Origin of the sequence: Agrobacterium sp. CMT1 (assembly GCF_037203725.1) — a bacterium.
GTDB classification, from domain to species: Bacteria; Pseudomonadota; Alphaproteobacteria; order Rhizobiales; family Rhizobiaceae; genus Agrobacterium; species Agrobacterium pusense.
Genome location: NZ_JBBCAR010000011.1, coordinates 115775 through 138146 on the forward strand (window position 1 = coordinate 115775; position 22372 = coordinate 138146).

Below are 22372 nucleotides of genomic sequence, written 5' to 3' on the forward strand. Positions count from 1 at the left end.
CTTTACGCGGCAAGCGCCGATGCGCTGGCGAAAATGAAGTCCGATGCGTCGAGTACATTGGCATCGACGCCGTTCAGCGTGACGGAGACGGACGTGTCTGTGGCCAAGAGGATAACGGCATTTCCATTATCATCATACCACAACAAATCGTCCACCGATGTTGCGCCCCAGGGGGATACATCGAGCTTGTCCGTACCATCCTCATCACCGAGAATTAGTGCGCCGACGCGGGCCCATGGCCCGAGTTACCAGGGAACCCGGCAATTTTTGCAGCCGGGTTCTTCCATCGTCAGATTGCCCCGTCGACGATGACCATCGGCCTGCCCTGCGAGCAGGGTTCGATACGTGCATCAATGCGATAGATTTCGCGCAGCATGTCGGATGTTATCACCGCTTCCGTGCTGCCGCTCACCACCATTTCGCCCTGTGCGATCACCATCGTCTTCTCGCAATAGCGCAGCGCGTGGTTGAGATCATGCAGCGCAATCAGAACGATCATGCCTGTCTTCTGCGCGAGTTCGGTGACGAAGCCCAGAACCTCGATCTGCCGGTGGAGATCGAGTGCGGAAGTCGGCTCATCCATCAGCAGCACCTCCGGCTTGCGGGCAAGCGCCTGTGCCAGCGAGACCAGCTGGCGCTGGCCGCCTGACAATTCGCCAAGCCCGCGGAAGGCAAGGTCATGGATTTTCAGCGCCTTGAGAATGGCGTCGATCTCGAACAGCTCATGATCCTGAACGCGCCAGCCGCCGCCCTGCTTGGCGGAAAGCAGAACGGATTCATAGACCGTCAGTACCGCGTTTGCGCCGGTGTCCTGCGGCATGTAGCAGATGGCGCGGTCTCCACGGGCGGTATCGGAAAGTTCCACCAGCCCGGGACCGGAGATCAGGCTGGCGATGCGCTTGAAAAGCGTCGACTTGCCGGCGGCATTCGGGCCGATCACCGCCGTCACGCTACCGCTTTCGAGCGTATCGATGCCCACCTTGGAGAGAACCGTGGAGCGCCCATAGGCGGCGCCAACATCCTTCAATGCGAGGGCTACCATGCGCGTCTCCTGTTACCGAAAATAAGCGCGAAAAAGAAAGGTACGCCCACCAGCGCCGTGATGACGCCGATCGGCAGAACAGCGCCGGGAATGAGTATCTTGCTGATGACCGAGGTTGCAGACAACAGCAATGCTCCGCAGATCACCGAACCCGGCAGGAAGAAGCGCTGATCTTCACCCACCAGCATGCGGGCGATGTGCGGCCCCACCAGCCCGACAAAACCGATTGTGCCGACGAAAGAAACCGGAATGGCGGCCAGCAGGCTGACCGTCAGCATCGTCTGCAGCCGCAGACGGCGCACATTGATGCCCATGCTGGCCGCCTTGTCATCGCCGAGTCTGAGCGCCGTCAGCGCCCAGGCATTGCGCATGAACATCGGCACGGTAACGAGAAGAATGGCGGCGGTGACATAGACCTTGTCCCAGGTCGCCTTCGTCAGGCTGCCCATGGTCCAGAAGACGACGGCGGCAAGAGCCTGTTCGGAAGCGAGGTATTCGAGCAGCGACAGCGCCGCATTGAAGGTGAAGACAAGTGCGATGCCAAGCAGCACGATCGTTTCAACCGTCACACCGCGAAGGGTCGACGCGAAATGGATGAAGAGGGCCGCTACCATTGCCATGATGAAGGCATTGATCGGCACCATGTAGTGCACGGCGCCCGGAAAGATCGCCACCCCGCCGACGAGCGCCAGCGCCGCACCGAAGCTTGCGGCGGCCGAGATGCCGAGCGTGAACGGACTGGCGAGCGGGTTCGACAGGATGGTCTGCATCTGAGCGCCCGCCACCGAAAGGGACGCGCCCACGGTGACCGCCATCAGCGCGATCGGCATGCGGATGTCCCAGATGACCACACGCAGCTGGTTTCCCACCGCAGCCGGATCGGCGATGGTCGCAAGCACGTCGGAGAGGGTGTAGCGAGCCGGACCGAGCGCCATGTCTGCGGCCATGCTGAAACACAGGGCGATGAAAAGCCCGAAGAGGATGACGATCCTGCGCGCGGCAAGGGCGCGATATTGATCGCGCCCGCTGACGCCAACGGCGCTTTCATTCAGCGAACTCATTGGTTCAAACCTTTTTCGAGCGAGGCGAAATAGCCCGGCTTGTAGGTGACGGGAAGGAATTTCCGGTGAAACTCCTCGAAATTCTTTTCCGGATCGAGATCGGCGAAGAGGTCCGGGTGAAACCACTTGGCGAATTGCTGGATCGGGAAAAACTCGTAAGGCGCACCATAGAACTGGTGCCAGACGGCGTGCACGTTGCCTTGCTTGACGGCCGTCAGTTCCGGAAACGGCGTGCGCTTCATCAGGTTGGCCAGTCGCTCACGGGAAAGAGCCATATCCGCACCGCGTCCTACGGGAACGAACTGATTGATGTCGGATTCAGCCGCCCAGTTCGAACCTGTGACAATCACGTGCTCGGGATCGGCAACGACGAGTTGTTCGGGATTGAGGTCGCCAAAGGTCGTCTTGATGATGCCATCCGCAATATTGCGACCACCGGCGAGATCGACCATGGCGCCGAAATTGGCCGGGCCAAAAGTGCGGCAGCAGTTGTTTTCACCAGAAATGCCGGGCGAACGCTCAATGAAGACGTTAGGGCGCTTCAAGTCCTTGACGCTGGCGAGCCGGTCGGTCACACGCGCGATTTCGGCACGGCGATAGGCGATGAACTCCTTCGCGCGCTCTTCGGCGCCGAAGAGTTTGCCGAGGATTTCGACCGAGGCTTCACTGTTCTTTTCGGGATCGATGCGAAAATCGAGATAGACGACCTTGATACCGGCAGCTTCGGCTTTTTCTTCGAAACCGCTTTCCTTGGCTGATTTCTCCGCTTCGAGATTGAGTGTGATGACATCAGGCGAAAGCGTGATGGCCGACTCGAGGCTGAAATCCCCCTGTGGCACGTAACCGAAGCGTGGTAGTTTCTCGATCTCGGGGAAACGCTCGACGTAGGCGGCGTAGCTGTCCGGGTCCTTCTTGAGCAGGTCGTCACGCCACCCAACAATAGTATCGAAAGTCTGGTCGCCCTTCAGCACCGCGATGACGTGAACCTGACGCGCCTCGCCAACGAGGACACGCTTGACCGGCAGGTCCAGCTCGATCTTGCGTCCGGTGACATCGGTGATCTCCCCGGCATGAGCCGGGACGGCGAGAAGGGAGAAGGCCAGCATCGCAAGATGCCTGAGGGCGCTGAGCCGCATGAGAAGGTCCTCATCAAGTTCAAAACAAAACGATGAAGCCGCGTGGCTGCGGCTTCATCCATCGAGTGGACCGGCGCTCCTCCTTCACCGTCCCTGTCTTATTTCCCATCCTTCAGCGAAACGAAGTAGCCGGGCTTGTAGTCAAGCGGCAGGAAGCGGGCGTGAAGTTCCTTGAACGTGGCTTCGGGATCGAGATCCTTGAAGAGATCAGGGTGCAGCCACTTGGCGATTTCCTGAATGGCCACGAACTGATAGGGATTGTTATAGAACTGGTGCCAGATGGCGTGGACATTGCCATCCTTCACGGCCTGGACGCCTGTGAAAGCCGGGCGTTTGGTCAGGTTTTCCAGCTTGCGACGGGCCTCCTTCACATCCGCGCCGTAACCGACGCCGACCCAGTTGCCGCCGGGAACATAACCGTTCCAGTTGCCGCCGGTGATGATGATCTGCTCCGGGTTGGAAGCGATGATCTGCTCAGGATTGACGGTGCCGAAGGTGCCCGGAATAATATCCTTGGCCATGTTGATGCCGCCCGCCAGCTCCACCATCTTGCCAAAATTCTCGTTGCCGAAAGACATGCAGCAATCGTCGGAGTAACCGCCGGCACGCTCCATGAACACAACAGGTTTCTTCGGATTTGCCTTTTCAAGCGTGTCCGTTACCTTCGCGATGGATTCCGCCCGGAACGTGATGAAGTCTTCCGCGATTTTTTCCTTGCCGATCAGCTTGCCCATCAGACGCATGCTCGGCTCGGTGTTTTCCATCGGCTTTTCGCGGAAGTCGACATAGACCAGCGGAATGCCGACCTTTGCGAGCTTTTCGATGTAACCTGCCTCTTCGGTCGCCGTCTTCGCGTCGATGTTCATCAGAATGACGTCGGGCTTCAGGGCAACGGCCTGCTCGACATCGAAGGTGCCGTCCTTCATGCCGCCGAAAGTCGGCAGCTTGGCGATATCGGGGTATTTGGCGAGATAGGCGTCGTAGGTTTCCGGATCGGCCTTCGACAGATCGTCACGCCAGCCGACCACGTGCTGGAAAGGGTTTTCCTTGTCGAGCGCCGCCAGGAAGTAAATTTGCCGGCCTTCGCCGAGAATGACGTGCGAAACGGGAACGTTGACTTCGACATCCCGGCCGGTCACATCCTTGACGGTGACCTTTTCGGCCAATGCCGGCCATGCCGCAGATACGAGAAGGCCAAGGGCAAATGCCGCAGATTTGGCTGAGATGCGCATCGGATATTGCTCTCCAGTGTTGACTGGCGCGGCTGTATTATTTTCTGACTATACTAGTCAACATTTATGTTTTAGAGCCATTCTTAACTGACCGGTACATGAGCTGAAGACCAATGATCGACACCATAGAATATGGCAAAAACGACAGCCTGAGAGACGAAATCAAAGCCTACTGGTCCGGCCGGGCGGCGACTTTCGACCTGTCCCCCGGCCATGAAATTTTCTCCGAAGAGGAGCGAGAGGCGTGGCACGCGCTGATCTTGAAACATCTTGGTCCGGGTGAGGGGCGCAGCGCGCTCGATCTTGCCAGCGGCACCGGCGTCATCTCTCACCTCATGGACGATCTCGGATTTCAGGTTACCGGCATGGACTGGTCCGAAACGATGCTGGCGCTTGCCCGTGAAAAAGCAAAAAGCCGTGGGCGTAGCATCCGTTTCTTCGTCGGCGATGCCGAAAACACGATGGAGCCGGATGAGAGCGCCGATGTCATCATCACCCGCCATCTGGTCTGGACGCTGGTCGATCCGCGGGCAAGTTTCGCGGAGTGGTTCCGAGTGCTGAAACCGGGTGGACGCCTGCTGATCGTGGATGGCGATTTCGTCAATACCAGCTGGCGCGAAAAACTGGTAAAGAAACTTGCGGCAAGTCTCGAAGGCTTGGGATTGGTCAAACAGGATCAGCCGCACAAGCCAGCTGATCCGGAAAACACCTTCACCAGCATCCTGTCGCGTGTCTATTTTTCAAACGGTGCGAGAGCCGGCGAAGTTGCAGCGCTTCTGCGACAGACGGGTTTCCAACCTGTTGCAATCGATCAGGAACTCCAGGCCATTCACCGCGCCCAGGCGAAAAATTTCAGCCTGCTGAAAGGTATACTCCGGGGGCTGCAGCATCGTTATGCAGTCTGCGCGGTGAAGCCGGACATCACAGGCAAAACCTGAGGCTCCGTCTGTGTGTCCTCAGGCCAGATCGAAAGATCTAGAGCGTCAAGTCCCTGACCGTAGAAGACGGTCTTCTGATGACAAATGCGCAACGGTGACTGGGGGCGGATCATTCCCTGCCCTGTTGCACGGACTGACCGGCACCTCATTTTTCCGCGCGCTCGAAAAGTTCCTCGAAGCGCGGTTTTGCCCGAGCCGGCATATCGACCGTCCGGTAGCTCTGCGGCAGGGTCGCATCGCCGACCTTGATCAGCATGACCATGCCCATGCCATAATGCGGTGAACATTTGATACCGTAGAAACCCGGCTTGTCGAAACCGGTCTCGAATTCATCATTGATCCGGCTTTTGAAACCTTCCACACCTTCAGGAACCATCCCCTCAACGGTCGCGGCATTGTGACTCTTGTGGGTCGGCACGAAGCGCACGCGATCACCGGCGGTGATCTCCAGAAAATCGGGCTCAAACACCATTGGGCCCTTCTCGCCCCTGTTCAGCATTTTCACCTCGAAGGTTTCTGCCGAGGCATGTGCGGATAAACCCGACCCCATGAGCACGGCAACGCCTGCAACTCTTGCAAGCCTCAGCAATTTCATCATGCCATGACCTTTCTTGCATGATCGGCCCGTCCGTGGGCCGGCAGAAAACGAATGTGCGAAAAGCCGCTTCCATCAACCGTCACAACGCATTCCACTCCGAAGACGGACGCTATCGTTGCCGGCGTCAGGACTTCGCGCGGCGCGCCGATGGCGATGATCTCACCGCGATGCATAATGGCGATGCGGTCGCAGAACATGGCGGCGTGATTGAGATCATGAAGGGCCGCCACAACGGTCAATCCCTGCCGGCGCACCAGATCGAGCAAGCCGATCTGGTGGCCGATGTCGAGGTGATTGGTAGGCTCGTCCAGCAGCAGAATATTGGGCTCCTGCGCCAATGCGCGGGCGATATGCAGTCGCTGGCGCTCACCACCGGAAAGGTGGTGCCAGCTGCGCTCCGCCTTGTCGGCCATGTCGACATTATCGAGCGCGGCCTCGACGATCGCGTCGTCATGCACAGACCACGCCGAAAGTGGACCGAGATAGGGCGTGCGCCCCAATTCCACCGCCTGTCGTGCCGTGATGCGCTCGGTGGTTTCGGCCTGCTGCTCCACAAAAGCCAGCCGGCGAGCGAGTTCACGCCGTCCGAGGGAGGCGAGCGGATCGCCGCCGAGCATAACGTGACCGTAGCGCGGCTTGCGGATGCCGGCCAGCATGGAGAGCAGCGTGCTTTTACCGGACCCATTCGGGCCGATTATGCCGAGAAACTCTCCGGAGCCGACATCGAGCGAGACACCGCGTACGATGTCGATATTGCCTGCGCGAAATTTCAGGTCATGAGCGGATAGCTTCACGAACGTCCCCTCTTCTGTCCGAGGATGAAGGCGAAGGCGGGCGCGCCGACAAGCGCGGTGATAACGCCGATGGGCAGCACCTGCCCGGGAATGACAATGCGGGAGAAAATATCGGCGATGATCATGAATACCGCACCGGTCAATGCTGTCACCGGCAGCAGCAGTCCATGGCGGACGCCGACGAAGATGCGTGCCGCATGGGGAATGACGAGGCCGACAAAGCCGATGGACCCGACCAGCGAGACCATCACCGCCGTCATGATCGCCGAAACCGAGATCAGTACTGCATAGGTCCGCCGCACCGGAATGCCGAGCGAGGCGGCCGCCTGCCCGCCGAAGGCAAAAGCATCAAGCGCCCGGGCGTGCCAGAGGCAAACCGCAAGACCGGCAACACTGACCGGCAGGGCCAGCCACACATCCGGCCAGCGCACGCCCGAGAGGTTCCCCAGCAGCCAGAACATGATACCGCGCGCCTGTTCGGCATTGGCGGATTTGGTGACGATGAAGGACGTCATGGCATTGAACAGTTGCGAACCGGCCACACCGGCCAGGATGATGGCACTGTTGCCGTGCCCTGCACGCACCGCCAGAAGACTGACAAGCGAGAATGCGACGAAGGCACCGATCAGTGCCCCCGCCGGCATTGTCAGAAAGCCCGCCCCAAAGCCGAGAAGGGCCACGCCCACCGCTCCGGTGGAGGCGCCCGCGGAAATACCGAGGATATAGGGGTCGGCAAGCGGGTTGCGCAGCAGCGATTGCAGAACCGCGCCGGCAAGCGCCAGTGAAGCCCCGCAGCAGGCGGCCACGACGGCGCGGCTGAGACGATAGCTCCACACAATTCCCTCATCCAGCGGCTCCAGCGGATAACCGGCGTCAAACACCCGGTTGGCGATGGTTTTCGCCACCACATCGAATGGAATGGCGGTTTCGCCGATGGCCGCCCCGGCCATCAGCGCGCCGAGCAGCAGGGCGAGCGCGGCAAAAACCAGCCCTCCTCTGCCGAGATGGATTGAAAACCCGCTCACTTGGCGAGACCGGCAGCCGAAATTGCCTCAGCCAGCGTTTCAATGCCTTCGATCGTCCGGATGGTCGGGTTCATCGCCTGGGCGTCCATCTCGAAGACGTGACCTTCCTTGACAGCTGGCATGATGCTGGCCACGGGATCGGTTGCGAGGAATTTCTGCTTGACGGCGATGTCGTCAGCCGGGAAACGGCGGCGGTCCATCTTTCCGGCCACAATCACCGAAGGATTGGCCTTGGCGATGGTTTCCCAACCGACCGTTGGCCATTCTTCGTCGCTCTCGATCACATTCTTCAGGCCGAGCGCCGACATGATGTAGCCGGGCGCGCCGTTGCGGCCCGCCACATAGGGATCGATATCCAGTTCCGCGCTGGAGAACCAGAAGACGGCGGAAAGCTTGCCGTTTGCGGAAGCAATCTTTGCGCGGGCAGCCTCTTCCCTTTTCTTGAGATCATTGACCACTTCTTCGCCGCGATCCTGGACGTTGAAAATCTGCGCAAGGTCGCGGATTTCCTGATAGATCAAATCCATTGTGAAGCCGGTCTTGCGCACGCCGTCGCCGCCCCCGGAATTGTCCTTGCCCACGCAATCTGCCGGCGAGGTGTAAACAGGAATGCCGAGTTCGGCGAATTGCGCCGGCGTACCGACAACGCCCTCGGGGCCGATCTGCCACTGGAACTGCGTTGTGACGAGGTCCGGCCTCTTTCCGACGACGGCCTCGAAGCTTGGATCATTGTCGGCCAGACGCTCCACCCTGGAATTGGCCTCCTCATAGCCCGCAAGGACCGGGCCGATCCACAGGGCCGTGCCAACGACCTTGTCGGCCAGCCCGAGCAGATAAAGAACCTCAGTCGTGCTCTGGCCGACGGAGACGGCGCGGGCGGGCGGCTGCCTGAAAGTGATGTCGTGACCGCAGCTTTTGATTGTCAAGGGATATGCCGTTTCCGCGGCATTGGCGGTGGCGGCGGGCAGAACTGCAAGCGCAGCAGCGAGAAAGCCGGCGCGGACCGGCAGGCGTCCAGAATGAAACATGTGTTCTCCAATCGAAATGAAATCGCTTGTTCCAGAGCAGCGGCGTCAGAACGCGCAGCAACCACGGAACGTCTTGTACGGAGAACGGTAACAGGACGCAAACCAAATGTTATGAAATAACATTACAATCTCCTCTTCCGGGCTTCCCCGCCCGTAACGATGGTTTATATTTTGACGGCAGGTCTCCTGACTCACGGATTTGCGCCTTTCATCTGCCTTCCCGCATTCCGGAGAATGCAGTGGCATGACGCCATCGGCGTCACGAGGATGAGCGGCAATCCGCTTACAGTTGCGGGGGCAGCCACGGCATTGGGCGATAATCATCGCCCGCACCGTGTTCCCTATTAATCCCTTCGCCTTTCGGCTGCAGGAACCGTCGCTTTCTCACATAAGGGTCAAGGGGCAGTGCGTCAATCATCAAAGCATGTTTCCAGCGCAGCGGAACGCATCGCGTCGAGCGACGCCCGAAACAGGACCACCACATAATCAGTCGAATTGAGGCGGTTCAAAACTGCGCTTCAGCACAGCGATGGACCCGCAAGGGCGAAAATCCTCGCCGGACCCGAACCCGCAGGCTGCGGCGCCTGTTTCGACATGGTGGTAAGAGTTTCGATCACGACCAGGCCGGATTGAGTCAGAAAATCGGTCAATACGCCCTGGTCTTGCACGGCATCCAGACGGACGAGCTGATCGTCCAGATCGGCAAAATGCCGACTCACCAGCGCGACCGCATCTTTCTCCTCAACTGCGACGACCGGACCGACGATGTGACCTCGCCCGGCCGCCCGGCGCAGCGCGAAAGCCACCAAACGATCGACCTCGAAAAGGCCATAGCCAGTATTGTCGCGCAGAAGACGTTGCAGCACGCTCCGCCTCGATACGCCCAAAGCCACCCGGTCAATCGTCACGACCGCCGACAAATGATCTTCCGAGAGGGGCTCGATCCGTTGCTTTCTGCCAAGCCCCGGTGTCTGCACGGGGGAGCGCGCCCTGCCCCGAAACAGCTGCACCTTTTCCGCATCTCCGGAAAAGCCTAGCCCTGCAAAAAGACGACGTGAAACGTCGGTGGCGTTCAGCCGCAAGACGGTTGACGGGTATTTTGCCAGAAGCTGCCGCACCAGCCAGGGCGCCACGCCACGCCCCTGCAGACGTGGCGATACGATGACCATGCCGAGCGTCGCGAAACCCTGATCATAGGGAAAGAGCATCGCTGTCGCGACAACACGGTCGATCTCGTCCAGCGCAGCGAGACCGACACCGCATTGCCGCAGGAAACACCATTCATTGGCGTGATAGCGCCATCCGACCGCCATGGAGAGGGCGTGCAGACGATCTGCCTCCACATCGGCAATATCCACGGTCCGCAACTCGAAACTATCGACTTTGAGCAGCTCCATCGCAAACGGCTCTCACTCCCTCCAGCGCGGGGAACCAGCGTTCCCGGCGTCCAAGCCATGACGTCCGAGGATAACGAGCCATGCCAGCACGAATTTTCTGAAAGCACTGGAAGGACACAACAATCTACCGAAATACCTCGCTTTTCAGCAGATAAACGCCTTCGGCCGTTCTAAGCTTTTGCAATGAGCAATGCGGCCATCATAACGGGCCAACGGGGACGACCATGAACGCAATCGAAATCCTTGAGCGTCTCGTCGCCTTTCCGTCAGTGGTGGGAACGGCCAATGGCGACATTGCCGGATGGATTGCCGAATATTTGGAAAGCCATGGCGCAAGAGTATCCGTGATTCCGGGGCCGGAGGGAGACCGCGCCAATCTCTTCGCCACCTTCGGACCAGCCGATCGGGCCGGTTACATTCTGTCCGGGCACATGGATGTGGTACCCGCCGGAGAACCGGAATGGTCTTCCGATCCTTTCCGGCTGAGAACGGAAAACGACAGGCTTTACGGACGCGGGACGACCGACATGAAAGGTTTTCTGGCAACCGTCCTCGCCGCAGCCCCTGCCTATTCGCGCATGACGCTTCAGCGCCCCGTGCATATCGCCTTTTCCTACGACGAGGAGGCAGGTTGCCGCGGTGTTCCCCATCTCATCGCGCGCCTGCCGGAACTGTGCGCGCCACCGGCGGGCGCCATTATCGGCGAGCCCAGCAATTTGCGTTCCGTGCGTGCCCACAAGGGAAAAGCCGCGGCGCGGGTCAGCATCCGTGGCAGGTCAGGCCATTCTTCACGGCCCGATCAGGGAGTGAACGCCATTCATCTGATGGCAGGCATCATCGCGACGGCGGTGGAGGCGGCAGACGCGTTGACCCGGGGTCCTTTAGAGAAGACCTTCGAGCCGCCCTACTCTTCCCTGCAGATCGGTACCGTCAACGGCGGACAGGCGATCAACATCATTCCCGATCATTGCGCCATCGAACTGGAGGCAAGGGCTATTTCAGGTGTCTCGCCAATCGACCTGCTGGAGCCGGTACGACGTAGCGTGGAGGCGCTCACCGCGACAGGTGTCGATATCGAATGGCTGCCGATGAGCGCCTATCCGGCGCTGTCGCTTCTCGCCGAGGCCCCGCTTGCCTCGCTTTTGGAGGAACTGACCGGCACTCCCGGTCTCGCGGCCGTCAGCTATGGCACGGAGGCCGGGCTCTTTCAGGCTGCGGGCATCGACGCCATCATCTGCGGCCCCGGCGATATCGGCCGCGCCCATAAACCGGACGAATTCATAACAGCGGGCGAACTTTCCGCCTGCCAGTCGATGCTGGAAATGCTCGGCCGGCGCTGCACGGCATGAACCCTCGAGACCACGGATCAGATGACATTTCTCTTTAACTCCGACGCCAGACGCGGCGAAATCTTCCGGCAGGCCCTGGCTGACGAATTGCCGGATCTCCCCTTCGCAATGGATGCCTCCAAGGTCGATCCCGATGCAGTCCGTTACCTCATCACCTGGACGGTGCCGGAGGATATAGCGCGTTATCGTAACCTCGAAATCCTCTTTTCGATCGGGGCCGGTGTGGACCAGTTTCACATCGATACGGTCCCGCAGACGGTGAAAGTCGTACGCATGGTGGATGAGGGGATCATCCGCATGATGCAGGAATATATCTGCCTCGGCGTGCTCGCCCTTCACCGCAATCTCCCCGCCTATCTGAAACAGCAGCGGCAGCAGTTGTGGAAGGCGCTGCCGCAACGGCAGGCAGAAGACTGCCGGATTGGCGTCCTTGGCCTCGGCATGCTGGGCGTCGCAGCGCTGGAGCGGTTAAGAACTTTCGGCTTTCCGCTCGCCGGCTGGAGCCGGTCGCCGCGCGAGATCGATGGCGTCACCTGTCACCATGGCGATCACGGGCTGAAAGCCATACTCTCCACCAGCGACATCCTCATCTGCCTGCTGCCGCTGACGGACGAGACCACCGGACTTCTCAACGCCCAGCGCCTGAGCCTTTTACCCGATGGCGCGGGACTTGTTCACGCCGGACGTGGCAGACAGCTCGATCACGGCGCACTCCTCGATGCGCTCGATAAAGGCCGGCTCTCGGGTGCAGTGGTCGACGTTACGGATCCCGAACCGTTGCCCGAAGACCATCCTTTCTGGACCCACCCCAAAATTCTCCTGACGCCGCATATCGCCAGCGTCACTCAGCCCCATTCCGCGGCACGCACCGTTGTCGAAAACATCAAACGCCACGAGTCCGGTCTTCAACCGCTCGGCCTTGTCGACCGCCGCCGCGGATATTGATCATCACGCCTGTTTCAGAAAGGAAAATCCATGCCGCTTCTCAAGCCCATCGATACCAACCCCGATTTCGAGCCCAAGGCCTCCAAGGCGCTGCCAGAACGCCTCATTGCAGGCGACCCGTCGTTCAAGACCTGGGCGCTTGACGAAGCTCGCGACGGAACCGTGAAGACAGGCATTTGGGAAGCGACACCGGGGGAAAGCCGTTCCATCAAAGGTGAGACCTTCGAGTTCTGCCATATTCTGGCCGGCGTCATCGAAATCACCCCTGATGGCGGCGAACCGCAGCGTTATACGGCGGGCGACAGTTTCGTAATGAAACCCGGTTTCGTCGGCGTCTGGAAGACCATCGAGACGGTGCGCAAAATCTACGTCACAGTGAACGGATGAGGCGTATCTCGCCGGTTTTCCAGGTTGCCCGCGACAACGGAACCGGCGAGAGACCACAGGCAGCACGCACCAAAGATTGCGCTGTCTGGCAACGGTAAAACGGGATTTTCGTTCACTGCCACGGCTGCAGTCGGTCGATTTCGCTTGCCGACAGGAATTAGCTTTGAGGGCATATTCAAAGGGGATTTCCCATGACGCTCAGCTTCGATCCAGACAGCCTGTCCCTGCCAATCGGCCACTTCATCGGCAGCAGGCTCGTCACCGCTGAAAACGGTATCGACATGCACCGCCCATCGGACGGGGCCCCATATGCCGGGTGCCCGAAGGCGGATGCAGCCCTGGTGGATGAAGCGGTGCAAACGGCCAAGGCCGCACTGAAAAGCAGCAACTGGGGCGGGGTGCGCCCGCGCGAGCGCACCCGGGTCCTGCAACGCTGGGCTGACCTGATAGAGCAGGAAGCCGAGACGCTGGCAAAGATCGAGGCGCTGTCCTCGACCCGGCCGGTGGGCCAACTGATCGCCGGCGATATCGCCGTGACCGCCGAGCAAATCCGCTTCTTCGCCGAATTCGCCGACAAGGAAGGCGGCGATCTGGTGCCGACCGACGACACGAGCCTCGGCATGATCATGACGGAGCCATATGGCGTGGTGGGTGCGATTACACCGTGGAATTTTCCGGTCTCCATGGCTGGCTGGAAGCTCGGCCCGGCGCTTGCGGCAGGCAATGCCGTGGTGCTGAAACCTTCGGAGATGACGCCCTTCTCCAGTATTTTCATGGCGCAGCTGGCGATCAAGGCCGGGTTACCCGCCGGCCTCATCAACATCGTGCTGGGCGACGGTCCCGTCACGGGCAACGCCATCACCGGCCATCCCGAGATTTCGAAGGTGAGCTTCACCGGCTCCACCGCCGCGGGAGCCGCCATCATGGCCAATATCGCCCGTACAGGGATCAAGCCCATGACGCTGGAACTTGGTGGCAAGAGCCCACAGATTGTCTTCGCCGATGCGGATATCGAAAAGGCGGCGACGGCCATCGCCGGCAATATTCTCTCCAATGCCGGGCAGGCCTGTGTGGCCGGCTCGCGCATCCTCGTGGAGGACAGTGCGGCAGATGCCCTCTCCGCCGCAATCATCGCCCGCATGAAGGCGGTGAAGCCCGGGCCCACCTGGGACGAGACAACACAATATTCGCCTATTATCTCCGAGGTGCAGCGCAAGCGCATCGACGGCATCGTGCAGGCAGCGGTCTCCCATGGCGGCCAATGCCTCACCGGCGGCGCGATCATGGACGGCCCCGGCTATTTCTACCAGCCGACACTGATCGCAAACGTCGACCAGACCTCCCCCGCCGTGACCGAGGAAATCTTCGGGCCGGTGCTGACGCTGCAGACCTTCCGCACGGAAGAAGAGGCTCTTTCGCTTTCCGATCATCCGACCTACGGTCTGGCGGCGGGTCTTTTCAGCCGTGACGTCTCACGCGTCATGCGCCTGTCCCGCGCCATCCAGGCGGGTACGATCTGGGTCAACCGTTACGGCCGCTCGCGCGACCACATTCTGCCTACCGGCGGCTACAAACGTTCCGGCATCGGCAAGGATCTCGGACGGGAAGCCTATCTCGCCAACCGCAAGAGCAAGAGCGTCCTGATTGGACTGTGACAGGGGAAATTTCTTGAAAACGCATCGCATCGCACTCATTCCCGGCGACGGCATCGGCAAGAGCGTCACTCATGCCGCATGGCAGGTCCTCAATGCCGCCGCCAGAACCTCCGGTTTTGCGCTTGAAGGAACGGAGTTCCCCTGGTCCTGCGCCTTCTATCAGGAAACCGGCGCGATGATGCCCAAGGACGGTATTGAGACCCTGCGCGGTTTCGACGCCATACTCCTCGGGGCCGTAGGCTGGCCGGCCGAAGTTCCGGATTCGGTATCTCTGCACGGCCTGCTGCTGCCGATCCGCAAGGCCTTCGTGCAATATGCCAATATCCGACCGCACCGATTGCTTCCCGGTGTCGAAGGTCCGTTGAAGGCGGATCGATTCGATATCCTCTGCATTCGCGAAAATACCGAGGGCGAATATTCCGGCGCCGGTGGCCGGGTCCATCAGGGCACGGACGATGAGGTGGCCGTGGAAACCTCGATCTTCACCCGGACGGGCGTGGAGCGCATCCTGCGTTTCGGCTTCGAACAGGCGCAGAAACGTCGCGGCAAGCTGGCCTCCATCACCAAGTCGAATGCCCAGAAATATTCGATGGTGTTCTGGGATGAGGTAACGCACAGGCTTGCCGCCGAATATCCCGGTGTCGAGGTTTCCAGCTACCACATCGACGCCATGGCGGCGCGCATGGTGATGGCGCCGGAAAGCCTCGATGTCGTCGTCGCCTCCAATCTCTTCGGCGATATTCTGACCGACCTGGGCGCGGCCATTCAGGGCGGTCTCGGATTTGCCGCCTCCGCCAATATCAATCCCGACCGCAGCGCGCCCTCCATGTTCGAGCCGGTGCACGGTTCAGCGCCTGACATCGCCCATCTCGGCATCGCGAACCCAATCGCCGCCATCTGGTCGGGGGCGATGATGCTCGAGCATCTCGGGGAAAAGAATGCCGCGGCTCGGATTATGGCCGCACTGGAAACGACGACCGGCCGGGGTATCGGCACCGTGCCGGGCAGGGATGAGACGGACGCCATAACGGCTGCAGTTCTCGCAGCGCTCGACTGATTTCGGAGACAGATGATGCAAGGTTTGAAGGATAGGGATCTCTTTCGCCAGGCCGGCCTGATCGGCGGCGCATGGAAGGCAGCGGCATCGGGCAAGGCGGTCGACGTGATCGACCCGGCAACGCAGGCAGTCATCGGCAGCGTGCCGGATATGGGCGGAGGGGAAACCCGGGCGGCGGTCGAGTCCGCCGATGCGGCCTTCGGCCCCTGGAGAAAAAAGACCCATGCCGAGCGGGCGGCCCTTCTCGAAAAATGGTTCGCCCTGATGATCGAGCATATGGACGATCTTGCGCTGATCCTGACCACGGAACAGGGCAAGCCGCTTGAGGAGGCGAAGGGAGAAATCCGCTATGGCGCATCCTTCGTCAAATGGTTCGCGGAAGAAGCTCGCCGTATTGGCGGCAGCACCATCCCTTCACCGACACCGGACCGGCGCATCGTGGTGCTGAAAGAACCGGTCGGCGTCTGCGGCATCGTCACCCCGTGGAACTTCCCGAACGCGATGATCACGCGCAAGGTTGCACCCGCGCTTGCCGCCGGCTGCACCGTCGTCATCAAGCCTTCCGAATTCACGCCCTATTCGGCACTGGCGCTCGGTGTTCTCGCCGAACGGGCCGGTATTCCCGCTGGCGTCATCAACATCGTGACGGGCATGCCGACCGATATCGGCAACGAAATCATGGCGAATGAGACGGTGCGGAAAATTTCCTTCACGGGCTCAACCCGCGTTGGCTCACTCCTGATGCGAGGCGCTGCCGACAGTGTAAAGCGGCTCTCGCTGGAACTGGGCGGCAACGCGCCCTTTATCGTTTTCGACGATGCCGATCTCGATCTGGCCGTGGAAGGCGCGCTCGTTTCGAAGTTCCGCAATGGTGGGCAGACCTGCGTCTGCGCCAACCGCATTCTCGTTCAGGCAGGCGTTTATGACGCCTTTGCAAAAAAACTGGCGGATCGCGTTGATGCCATGCGGGTCGGTCCCGGAACGGAGGCCGGTGTGTCCATCGGCCCGATGATCAATGAGCCGGCCATAACGAAGATCCGCGCCCATGTGGAAGATGCCGTGGCCAAAGGTGCGAAGATCATCACCAGACCCCGCCCTCTACCGGAAGGTCCGCAATACACCGCCCCCATTGTGCTGATCGGCGCAACGACCGGCATGCGTCTGGCAAGCGAAGAGACCTTCGGCCCGGTCGCTCCCCTCTTCCGTTTTGAAACGGAAGAAGAGGCGATCGCCATCGCCAACGGTACCCCGTTTGGGCTTGCGGCCTACTTCTACACTGAAAGCCTCAGACGCGCCTGGCGCGTGGGTGAAGCGCTGGAATTCGGAATGGTGGGCCTCAACACCGGCGCGATTTCCACCGAGGTCGCGCCTTTTGGCGGGGTCAAGCAATCCGGCCTTGGCCGCGAAGGCGCGCAGGTCGGCATCGAAGAATATCTGGAAATAAAGACGTTCCATATCGGCGGACTTGCCTGATACTTCTTTCCCATCCCCGACTAAAGGGTCGCCCAGCGACCCTTCTTTTTTGCAGATCGACAAGAAACGAGATGCCTGTGCGGAATGGGAAGCGCGGCCCGAATGAGCGCCTTCTTCAGTGGGCCGCGTCGATCATCGCGATCCAGCCGGCAGCCCGCCGAGCGGCTTCGGCCAGGACGGGTTTCGGAGCCTTATACCACTCATTTTCCGGCAGTTCTCGTTTCAGACGAACGAAGCTTATCGCGTCGTCCAGGGTCGGAAACTCCGCTGGCAGTGTGAGATGGAGGAAGAGCGCGACGACGGCGACAGAGCGGGAACGGCCGCCCCGGCAATTGATGAGCACATTGCCGCGCTCCCGGCGGGGGTAAGATGGTTTTTCCGGCAGAATCTGCTCCAGCGCCGCCCGCAGAATATAATGGGCTGCCACCATCTGAGTATCAGGATTTCCGGCCCCGTCGATCAGACCGATCTTGTAATATCGGATTTCGCCCGGCCCATAGACGCTGCCTTCATGATCTGAAACCACATCGGACTGTTCCACGAAATTGAAGTCCAGATTGACGGCGCAATTGACGACGGTGGTGATGCCGTTCTGACGCAGAAGATTGAGATCGCTCGCACCCTCTTTGCCCGAAATGAAGAGATCGACACCATAAAGCGGATGCCGTTCATAGATGCGGCTGAGCTTCGGCAGTTCGCCGCTCTCCTGCTCTCGGGCTATGGTCTGTTGCGGTTGCGGCATGTCATGTCTCCCCGGCACCGGTACGGCAGCCGTCATATCTTTGCTTTTTCAGTTTCTGCGGCGGTTGGCCCGTGTTGCACCGACGTCTTGGCGCTGCGGCTTGCGGATATGGCTCGTGCCACCCGCTGCAATGTCGGATAGTTGGCCCCCTCACCCGTGGCTATATAACCCGGGCAAAGGAATTCGGCGGCGCCTTCCGCCACCTTTCCAAGAGTGAGAGGTTCATAGGTGCCGCCGGCATTTTTGAGAATGAGGATGGCGGCTGCCACATCCCAGGCGTTGACGCCGAAACCAGCGGCCGCATCCGTCCAGCCCGCCGCGACGTGAGCAATGCTGAGCGCAGCGCTGCCGGGCCGGCGCAATGTAGAAAAGGTCTCAGTAAGAGTACCGAAATTGGCCAGCGCCGCTTCCCGCCCATCCAGCCGGAAATCGCGCGAGACGGGATAGCCGGTGATGAGCGTCGCCCGTGTCTCGTCCGAGACGCTACGCGAGCGCAGCCTTTCGCCGTTCAGATAAGACGCCTGGACATCGGCCGAAAACATCTGCTCCGCGACAGGGTCATAAACCACGCCGGCAACAACCTTCCCGTCGATAACGGCGGCAATGGACACGCACCAGAAGGCAAGGCCGCGGGCGAAATTTGCCGTGCCGTCGATGGGGTCGACATACCATTGCACCTCACCGCTACCGATCTGGCCGCCCTCCTCACCCATGATGGCCGAGTTGGGTTCCCGTTCGAGAATGATGGTGCGAATGGCGACCTCAGCGCGCTTGTCGTGGATAGTCACGATATCGTGGAGATCGACCTTGTAGTCCACTGTCATATCCGATCGGAATGCCGCAAGCAGAGGATCGCGCACGGCACGCGCCGCTGTTTCGGCGATTTTCATCAACCGCACGGAGCGGGAAAATGCGCCCTCATCTCCAGGATTTCGTTCGCTCAATGAGGTCTGCATCGGCATGTCCATTCCGTTCATTCGCAAAAAGGAGGAGGCGGCGCGGCCAGGACCGCGCCAGCCGGGATTACTTCGTGTAGTTGACGCGCCAGAAATCCTGCCATTCCTCGCGCCGATCGAAATCATCGAGACCCGTAGCAGAATTGTATCCCATCAGCCGGTCGGCAACCTTCATCAGCCCCGAAGGCTCATCATCCGGCATCTTGATGTCGGTATTGGTCGGCAGCTTACCGTCCTTCATCTGCGGGGCGATGCCCTCTTCCGTCAGGATATAGTGGATAAAGAGCTTGGCCGTGTTCGGGCTTTTGGTCTTGGAGGCCATCAGGCCGAGCTTGATATAGGTCCAGCCGACCCAGGGATCGAGGTCGGTGCAGAGGCCGAGCTTGTAGCCCTTGTCGGCATTGTCGCGAAATTTGGCTGAACTTAGCAGGCCGAAGAAGGGCTGGTTCTGGCCGGGCGCGCCGACCGCTTCCGCAACCGGGTCGTCGCCGTCGGTGGCGAGCGGGCCATTCGCAGCCAGCGCCTTTATCCACGCAGCTGCCGCACTCTTTTCCTCCGTCTCCCTGCCGAAATGAGCCTTATAGGCCGCCGCTATCTTTTCATTACCGTGGGCTTCAAGCTGGTTGAACCAGTCGGTATAGGTGCTCTTGCTGAGCGGATCGACCATGGCGACCTTGCCTTTCCATTTCGGCTCGGTCAGTTCCCAGATATTCGTCACCGGGCATTTGTCATAGGCTTCGGTATTATACGCCCAGACGTTGGCGTTGGTGGAAATGGCCAGTGGGTTTTGAAACTGCGCCGGAATTTTCGAGGTCATGTCGCCCGGCAGGTAATTTTCCACAAAACCCGCCGGCAGAAGCTGGGCAAGTGCAGAGGGCGCATCGGTAATCAACACCACATCCCCCTGCACATTGTTCGACTGGCTTTCGCGGATGATCATCTCCAGCTGGCTATTGGCGGAGACCTTTACGCCCGTCGCCTTCAGCCCGTATTTGGCGCTGAATTTATCCGCCATCTCAACGATCTTGCCGGTGCTGTCATAGATGTTGATCGGCTTCTCCTGCTTTGCCGCCGCAAGGACAGCGTCGAGATCGAAGGGCTCTTCAGCCGCGGCGGGCAGAGCGGAAGCGCCTATAATCATTGCACCTGCGGCCATGGCCGAGGCAGCCCTCAATTTCATTTTTCGCATCGTTTCCCCTCCCAAGGAAAAGACAGGCGGGTTTGCACCCCGCCTTCCGTTTATTTTTTGTAATTCACACGCCAGAAATCCTGCCAGCCTTCGCGCTTGTCGAGATCGTCGGCCGCCGTTGCGGCGTCGAAAGCCATCAGCTCATCGAGATGATCGGCGACCCTCGAAGGCTCATCCGCCGGCAGGGCGATTTTCATATTGCCGGAAAGCTTGCCGTCAGCGGTCTGAGGCGCGATGCCTTCTTCCGTCATCAGATAATGCAGGAAGAGTTTCGCGGCATTCGGGCTTTTCGTTTGCCCGGCAATCAGGCCGAAACCGGGATAGAGGAATCCGGAAAATGGCTTTACACCGCTGCAAAGACCGAGCTTCAGCCCCTTGGCTTCATTGTCACGATACTTCGCGACCGAGGTGATGACGAAGAAGGGATCGGTCTGTCCCGGAGCACCGGCAGCGTCCGCCACCGAACTGGAATCCGTCAAGAGCGGCGCATTTTCGGCAAAGGCTTTCACCCAGGCAGCCGTTGCGCTTTTTTCGCCCGTTTCCAGCTTCTTGCCGTAGAGGTCCTCGTAGGCTTTGGCGACATCGGCATCGTGGTGGGTTTCGATTTGGTTGAACCAGTCGGCATAAAGCGGTTTGTCGAATAGATCGAGCATGGCAAGCTTGCCCTTCCAACGCGGCTCCGTTAGCTGCCAGATGTTGGTGACCGGGCATGTGTCGTATTTCTCGGTATTGTAGGTCCAGACATGCGGGTCTGAGACGACCACGAGCGGATCCCGCAGCTTCTGCGGAATATCGCCTTCGATATCAGGCGGCGTCCAGCTGGTAGCGATACCTGCCGGCAGAAGCTCGCCCATGGCGGAGGCAACATCCGTGGCCACGCTCACATCGCCGACGACATTGCCAGCCCGATGTTCGCGGATCATCAACTCGACCTGCGTCGCCTCGTTCACCTTCTTGCCGCTGGCCTGCACGCCATACTTGGCCGTAAACGCCTGCGCGGTATCCACGATCTTACCGGTCACCGCATAAACCGTAATCGGCTTTTCCTTCTTCGCGGCAGCGATGAGCTCATCGAGATTGAAGGCTTCCTGCGCATGCGCGGCCCCGCCAAGTGCCAGCGAGACGCCGAGGCAAAGTGCGGAGGCGGTCCCCCGCCGCCTGCGCTCGTTGCCATTATTATTCCTAGCCATGATCGTCACGAGTTGACCCCCCATTATTTTTTGTAGTTCACACGCCAGAAGTCCTGCCAGGTTTCACGCGCATCCCAGTCTTCAAGACTGGTCGCCATGCTGTAGGGCAGGATGTTATCGAGGACGGCGCCAATACCCGATGGCTCGTCGGCGGGCAGACTTACCTCCCTGTTGGTCGACATTTTGCCGTCGATCGCCTGCGGCGCGATGCCTTCGGCAGTCATGATGTAGTGAATGAAAAGCTTCGCCGCATTCGGGCTGTTCGTGCCCTTGGTGATCAGCCCAACGCCCGGATAGAGCCAGCCGACCCAGGGTTTCAGCTCCTTGCAGAGGCCGAGTTTCGTGCCCTTCTCGGCATTGTCGCGGAACTTGGCCGAGCTGATGAGGCCCATGAAGGGTTCTTTCTGACCGGGAGCACCAACGGCTTCGGCAGCAGCCGCATCGGCGTCGGTCAGAAGCGGAGCATTGGCGGCAAGCGCCTTCACCCAGGCTGCCGTCGCGCTCTTTTCCCCGGTTTCGAGGTCCTTGCCGTAAAGCGCCTTATAGGCCGCTTTCACTTCACCGTCGCCGTGGCTGGCCATCTGGTTGAACCAGTCGACATAGGATGCCTTGCCGAGCGGATCCTGCATCGCCACCTTCCCCTTCCACTTCGGGTCGGTCAGTTCCCAGATATTGGAAACGGGGCATTTGTCGAAGAGTTCGCTATTATAAGCCCAGACATTGGCGCTGGTGACGACGGTCAGCGGGTCCTGATACTCCGGCGGAATATTGCCGGCCATATCCGGCGGCAGCCAGCTTTCGACAAAACCGAGCGGAATAAGCTGCGCCATCGCGGCTGGCGCATCGCTGATGATCGAGACGTCGCCCTGAATATTGTTGGCGCGCGCCTCGCGGATGATCATCTCCAGCTGGGCGGAGGCCTTCACCTTCGCGCCCTCAGCGCCGACACCGTATTTCGCGGCGAAGTTCTTCGCCATTTCAACGATCTTTCCCGTGCTGTCATAGACGGTGATCGGTTTTTCCTTTTTCGCCGCCTCGATCAGGGCATTGAGGTCGAAAGGCTCTCCCGCTTTCGCCACGCCGCCAAGCGTTGCGGCAATCGCCGTTGCGCATAAGAGCCGGCTCAGGCCCGCTATTGTCCGCTTCATCCTGCTTCTCCTTCAGCCGTCTCGGCGGCG

General features: G+C 60.1%; 21 protein-coding genes, 1 pseudogene and 1 riboswitch. Of the genes and pseudogenes, 7 read left to right on the forward strand and 15 right to left on the reverse strand.

What is annotated here, in order from left to right; all coding sequences use genetic code 11:
• Positions 1 to 2 precede the first annotated feature (2 nt).
• From WA845_RS14535 to WA845_RS14555, 5 genes and pseudogenes are all read right to left on the reverse strand, one after another.
• A pseudogene (locus WA845_RS14535) lies at positions 3 to 209 on the reverse strand (hypothetical protein); the annotation flags it as partial.
• A gap of 80 nt (positions 210 to 289) precedes the next feature.
• Positions 290 to 1042 carry an ABC transporter ATP-binding protein gene (locus tag WA845_RS14540; protein WP_174151621.1) on the reverse strand — a complete coding sequence of 251 codons (753 nt, stop codon included), beginning with the start codon at positions 1040 to 1042 and terminating at the stop codon, positions 290 to 292.
• Complete coding sequence (locus WA845_RS14545; RefSeq protein ID WP_113731641.1) at positions 1036 to 2103, reverse strand: FecCD family ABC transporter permease; 1068 nt, start codon at positions 2101 to 2103, stop codon at positions 1036 to 1038. The genes WA845_RS14540 and WA845_RS14545 overlap by 7 nt, the downstream gene beginning before the upstream one ends.
• Positions 2100 to 3239 (reverse strand): ABC transporter substrate-binding protein, encoded by a 1140-nt coding sequence (locus WA845_RS14550; RefSeq protein WP_112555515.1) that lies wholly within the window; start codon positions 3237 to 3239, stop codon positions 2100 to 2102. The genes WA845_RS14545 and WA845_RS14550 overlap by 4 nt, the downstream gene beginning before the upstream one ends.
• Before the next feature lie 98 nt (positions 3240 to 3337).
• On the reverse strand, positions 3338 to 4471 hold the full coding sequence (locus WA845_RS14555) for an ABC transporter substrate-binding protein (protein ID WP_111813432.1): 1134 nt from the start codon (positions 4469 to 4471) through the stop codon (positions 3338 to 3340).
• A gap of 113 nt (positions 4472 to 4584) precedes the next feature.
• On the opposite strand from WA845_RS14555, the gene WA845_RS14560 reads away from it, so the two are divergent.
• The gene (locus WA845_RS14560; RefSeq protein WP_112555513.1) at positions 4585 to 5409 is read left to right on the forward strand and encodes a class I SAM-dependent methyltransferase; all 825 of its coding nucleotides are present in this window, start codon (positions 4585 to 4587) and stop codon (positions 5407 to 5409) included.
• A gap of 145 nt (positions 5410 to 5554) precedes the next feature.
• Here the strand turns inward: WA845_RS14560 and WA845_RS14565 are convergent, their stop codons facing one another.
• The 5 genes from WA845_RS14565 to WA845_RS14585 form a co-directional block, all read right to left on the reverse strand.
• A complete protein-coding gene (locus tag WA845_RS14565; protein ID WP_006698648.1) occupies positions 5555 to 6007 on the reverse strand; it encodes a pseudoazurin in 453 nt (150 codons plus the stop codon).
• Positions 6004 to 6801 (reverse strand): ABC transporter ATP-binding protein, encoded by a 798-nt coding sequence (locus tag WA845_RS14570; protein ID WP_112555511.1) that lies wholly within the window; start codon positions 6799 to 6801, stop codon positions 6004 to 6006. Before WA845_RS14570 ends, WA845_RS14565 begins: the two co-directional genes overlap by 4 nt.
• On the reverse strand, positions 6798 to 7826 hold the full coding sequence (locus tag WA845_RS14575) for a FecCD family ABC transporter permease (protein ID WP_004438311.1): 1029 nt from the start codon (positions 7824 to 7826) through the stop codon (positions 6798 to 6800). The genes WA845_RS14570 and WA845_RS14575 overlap by 4 nt, the downstream gene beginning before the upstream one ends.
• Positions 7823 to 8854, reverse strand: coding sequence for an ABC transporter substrate-binding protein (locus tag WA845_RS14580; protein ID WP_112636668.1), 1032 nt, complete (start codon positions 8852 to 8854; stop codon positions 7823 to 7825). The genes WA845_RS14575 and WA845_RS14580 overlap by 4 nt, the downstream gene beginning before the upstream one ends.
• A 159-nt stretch (positions 8855 to 9013) precedes the next feature.
• A riboswitch (cobalamin riboswitch) is annotated at positions 9014 to 9247 on the reverse strand.
• Positions 9248 to 9372: 125 nt separating this feature from the next.
• A complete protein-coding gene (locus tag WA845_RS14585; RefSeq protein WP_337322435.1) occupies positions 9373 to 10251 on the reverse strand; it encodes a GNAT family N-acetyltransferase in 879 nt (292 codons plus the stop codon).
• A gap of 224 nt (positions 10252 to 10475) precedes the next feature.
• Here WA845_RS14585 and argE point away from each other — a divergent pair, with 224 nt between their 5' ends.
• The 6 genes from argE to WA845_RS14615 all read left to right on the forward strand — a co-directional run bounded on the left by argE (position 10476) and on the right by WA845_RS14615 (position 17117).
• A complete protein-coding gene (gene argE, locus WA845_RS14590) occupies positions 10476 to 11600 on the forward strand; it encodes an acetylornithine deacetylase (protein ID WP_035208573.1) in 1125 nt (374 codons plus the stop codon).
• Between the two features lie 21 nt (positions 11601 to 11621).
• The gene (locus WA845_RS14595; RefSeq protein WP_112555507.1) at positions 11622 to 12545 is read left to right on the forward strand and encodes a 2-hydroxyacid dehydrogenase; all 924 of its coding nucleotides are present in this window, start codon (positions 11622 to 11624) and stop codon (positions 12543 to 12545) included.
• Positions 12546 to 12575: 30 nt separating this feature from the next.
• Entirely contained in the window at positions 12576 to 12932 is a 357-nt protein-coding gene (locus tag WA845_RS14600; RefSeq protein ID WP_004438300.1) for a cupin domain-containing protein, read from the forward strand.
• A gap of 191 nt (positions 12933 to 13123) precedes the next feature.
• The gene (locus WA845_RS14605) at positions 13124 to 14587 is read left to right on the forward strand and encodes an aldehyde dehydrogenase family protein (RefSeq protein ID WP_035208479.1); all 1464 of its coding nucleotides are present in this window, start codon (positions 13124 to 13126) and stop codon (positions 14585 to 14587) included.
• 13 nt (positions 14588 to 14600) lie between these two features.
• Positions 14601 to 15644: a tartrate dehydrogenase gene (locus WA845_RS14610; RefSeq protein WP_111813441.1), complete on the forward strand. Its 1044-nt coding sequence runs from the start codon at positions 14601 to 14603 to the stop codon at positions 15642 to 15644.
• A 15-nt stretch (positions 15645 to 15659) separates the two neighbouring features.
• Positions 15660 to 17117, forward strand: a complete 1458-nt coding sequence (locus WA845_RS14615) for an NAD-dependent succinate-semialdehyde dehydrogenase (protein ID WP_112555505.1) — start codon at positions 15660 to 15662, stop codon at positions 17115 to 17117.
• Positions 17118 to 17232: 115 nt separating this feature from the next.
• On the opposite strand, the gene WA845_RS14620 is transcribed toward WA845_RS14615, so the two are convergent.
• From WA845_RS14620 to WA845_RS14640, 5 genes are all read right to left on the reverse strand, one after another.
• The gene (locus WA845_RS14620; protein WP_006698657.1) at positions 17233 to 17859 is read right to left on the reverse strand and encodes a dual specificity protein phosphatase family protein; all 627 of its coding nucleotides are present in this window, start codon (positions 17857 to 17859) and stop codon (positions 17233 to 17235) included.
• A 32-nt stretch (positions 17860 to 17891) separates the two neighbouring features.
• Entirely contained in the window at positions 17892 to 18821 is a 930-nt protein-coding gene (locus tag WA845_RS14625; protein WP_162719230.1) for an inositol monophosphatase family protein, read from the reverse strand.
• Positions 18822 to 18882: 61 nt separating this feature from the next.
• Entirely contained in the window at positions 18883 to 19971 is a 1089-nt protein-coding gene (locus WA845_RS14630) for an ABC transporter substrate-binding protein (protein WP_161794453.1), read from the reverse strand.
• An 83-nt stretch (positions 19972 to 20054) separates the two neighbouring features.
• Entirely contained in the window at positions 20055 to 21194 is a 1140-nt protein-coding gene (locus WA845_RS14635; RefSeq protein WP_113381957.1) for an ABC transporter substrate-binding protein, read from the reverse strand.
• 23 nt (positions 21195 to 21217) lie between these two features.
• Entirely contained in the window at positions 21218 to 22342 is a 1125-nt protein-coding gene (locus WA845_RS14640) for an ABC transporter substrate-binding protein (protein ID WP_086132794.1), read from the reverse strand.
• Positions 22343 to 22372: the final 30 nt, after the last annotated feature.

What these genes read in the sequence shown, in the direction of transcription:
- WA845_RS14560 (WP_112555513.1), top strand. Translation starts at nt 4,585, where the DNA reads ATGATCGACACCATAGAATATGGCAAAAACGACAGCCTGAGAGACGAA.
- WA845_RS14540 (WP_174151621.1), bottom strand. Translation starts at nt 1,042, where the DNA reads ATGGTAGCCCTCGCATTGAAGGATGTTGGCGCCGCCTATGGGCGCTCC.
- WA845_RS14580 (WP_112636668.1), bottom strand. Translation starts at nt 8,854, where the DNA reads ATGTTTCATTCTGGACGCCTGCCGGTCCGCGCCGGCTTTCTCGCTGCT.
- WA845_RS14640 (WP_086132794.1), bottom strand. Translation starts at nt 22,342, where the DNA reads ATGAAGCGGACAATAGCGGGCCTGAGCCGGCTCTTATGCGCAACGGCG.
- WA845_RS14620 (WP_006698657.1), bottom strand. Translation starts at nt 17,859, where the DNA reads ATGCCGCAACCGCAACAGACCATAGCCCGAGAGCAGGAGAGCGGCGAA.
- WA845_RS14565 (WP_006698648.1), bottom strand. Translation starts at nt 6,007, where the DNA reads ATGATGAAATTGCTGAGGCTTGCAAGAGTTGCAGGCGTTGCCGTGCTC.
- WA845_RS14595 (WP_112555507.1), top strand. Translation starts at nt 11,622, where the DNA reads ATGACATTTCTCTTTAACTCCGACGCCAGACGCGGCGAAATCTTCCGG.
- WA845_RS14605 (WP_035208479.1), top strand. Translation starts at nt 13,124, where the DNA reads ATGACGCTCAGCTTCGATCCAGACAGCCTGTCCCTGCCAATCGGCCAC.
- WA845_RS14585 (WP_337322435.1), bottom strand. Translation starts at nt 10,251, where the DNA reads ATGGAGCTGCTCAAAGTCGATAGTTTCGAGTTGCGGACCGTGGATATT.
- WA845_RS14630 (WP_161794453.1), bottom strand. Translation starts at nt 19,971, where the DNA reads ATGGCCGCAGGTGCAATGATTATAGGCGCTTCCGCTCTGCCCGCCGCG.
- WA845_RS14545 (WP_113731641.1), bottom strand. Translation starts at nt 2,103, where the DNA reads ATGAGTTCGCTGAATGAAAGCGCCGTTGGCGTCAGCGGGCGCGATCAA.
- WA845_RS14635 (WP_113381957.1), bottom strand. Translation starts at nt 21,194, where the DNA reads ATGGCTAGGAATAATAATGGCAACGAGCGCAGGCGGCGGGGGACCGCC.
- WA845_RS14600 (WP_004438300.1), top strand. Translation starts at nt 12,576, where the DNA reads ATGCCGCTTCTCAAGCCCATCGATACCAACCCCGATTTCGAGCCCAAG.
- argE (WP_035208573.1), top strand. Translation starts at nt 10,476, where the DNA reads ATGAACGCAATCGAAATCCTTGAGCGTCTCGTCGCCTTTCCGTCAGTG.
- WA845_RS14615 (WP_112555505.1), top strand. Translation starts at nt 15,660, where the DNA reads ATGCAAGGTTTGAAGGATAGGGATCTCTTTCGCCAGGCCGGCCTGATC.
- WA845_RS14555 (WP_111813432.1), bottom strand. Translation starts at nt 4,471, where the DNA reads ATGCGCATCTCAGCCAAATCTGCGGCATTTGCCCTTGGCCTTCTCGTA.
- WA845_RS14550 (WP_112555515.1), bottom strand. Translation starts at nt 3,239, where the DNA reads ATGCGGCTCAGCGCCCTCAGGCATCTTGCGATGCTGGCCTTCTCCCTT.
- WA845_RS14625 (WP_162719230.1), bottom strand. Translation starts at nt 18,821, where the DNA reads ATGCCGATGCAGACCTCATTGAGCGAACGAAATCCTGGAGATGAGGGC.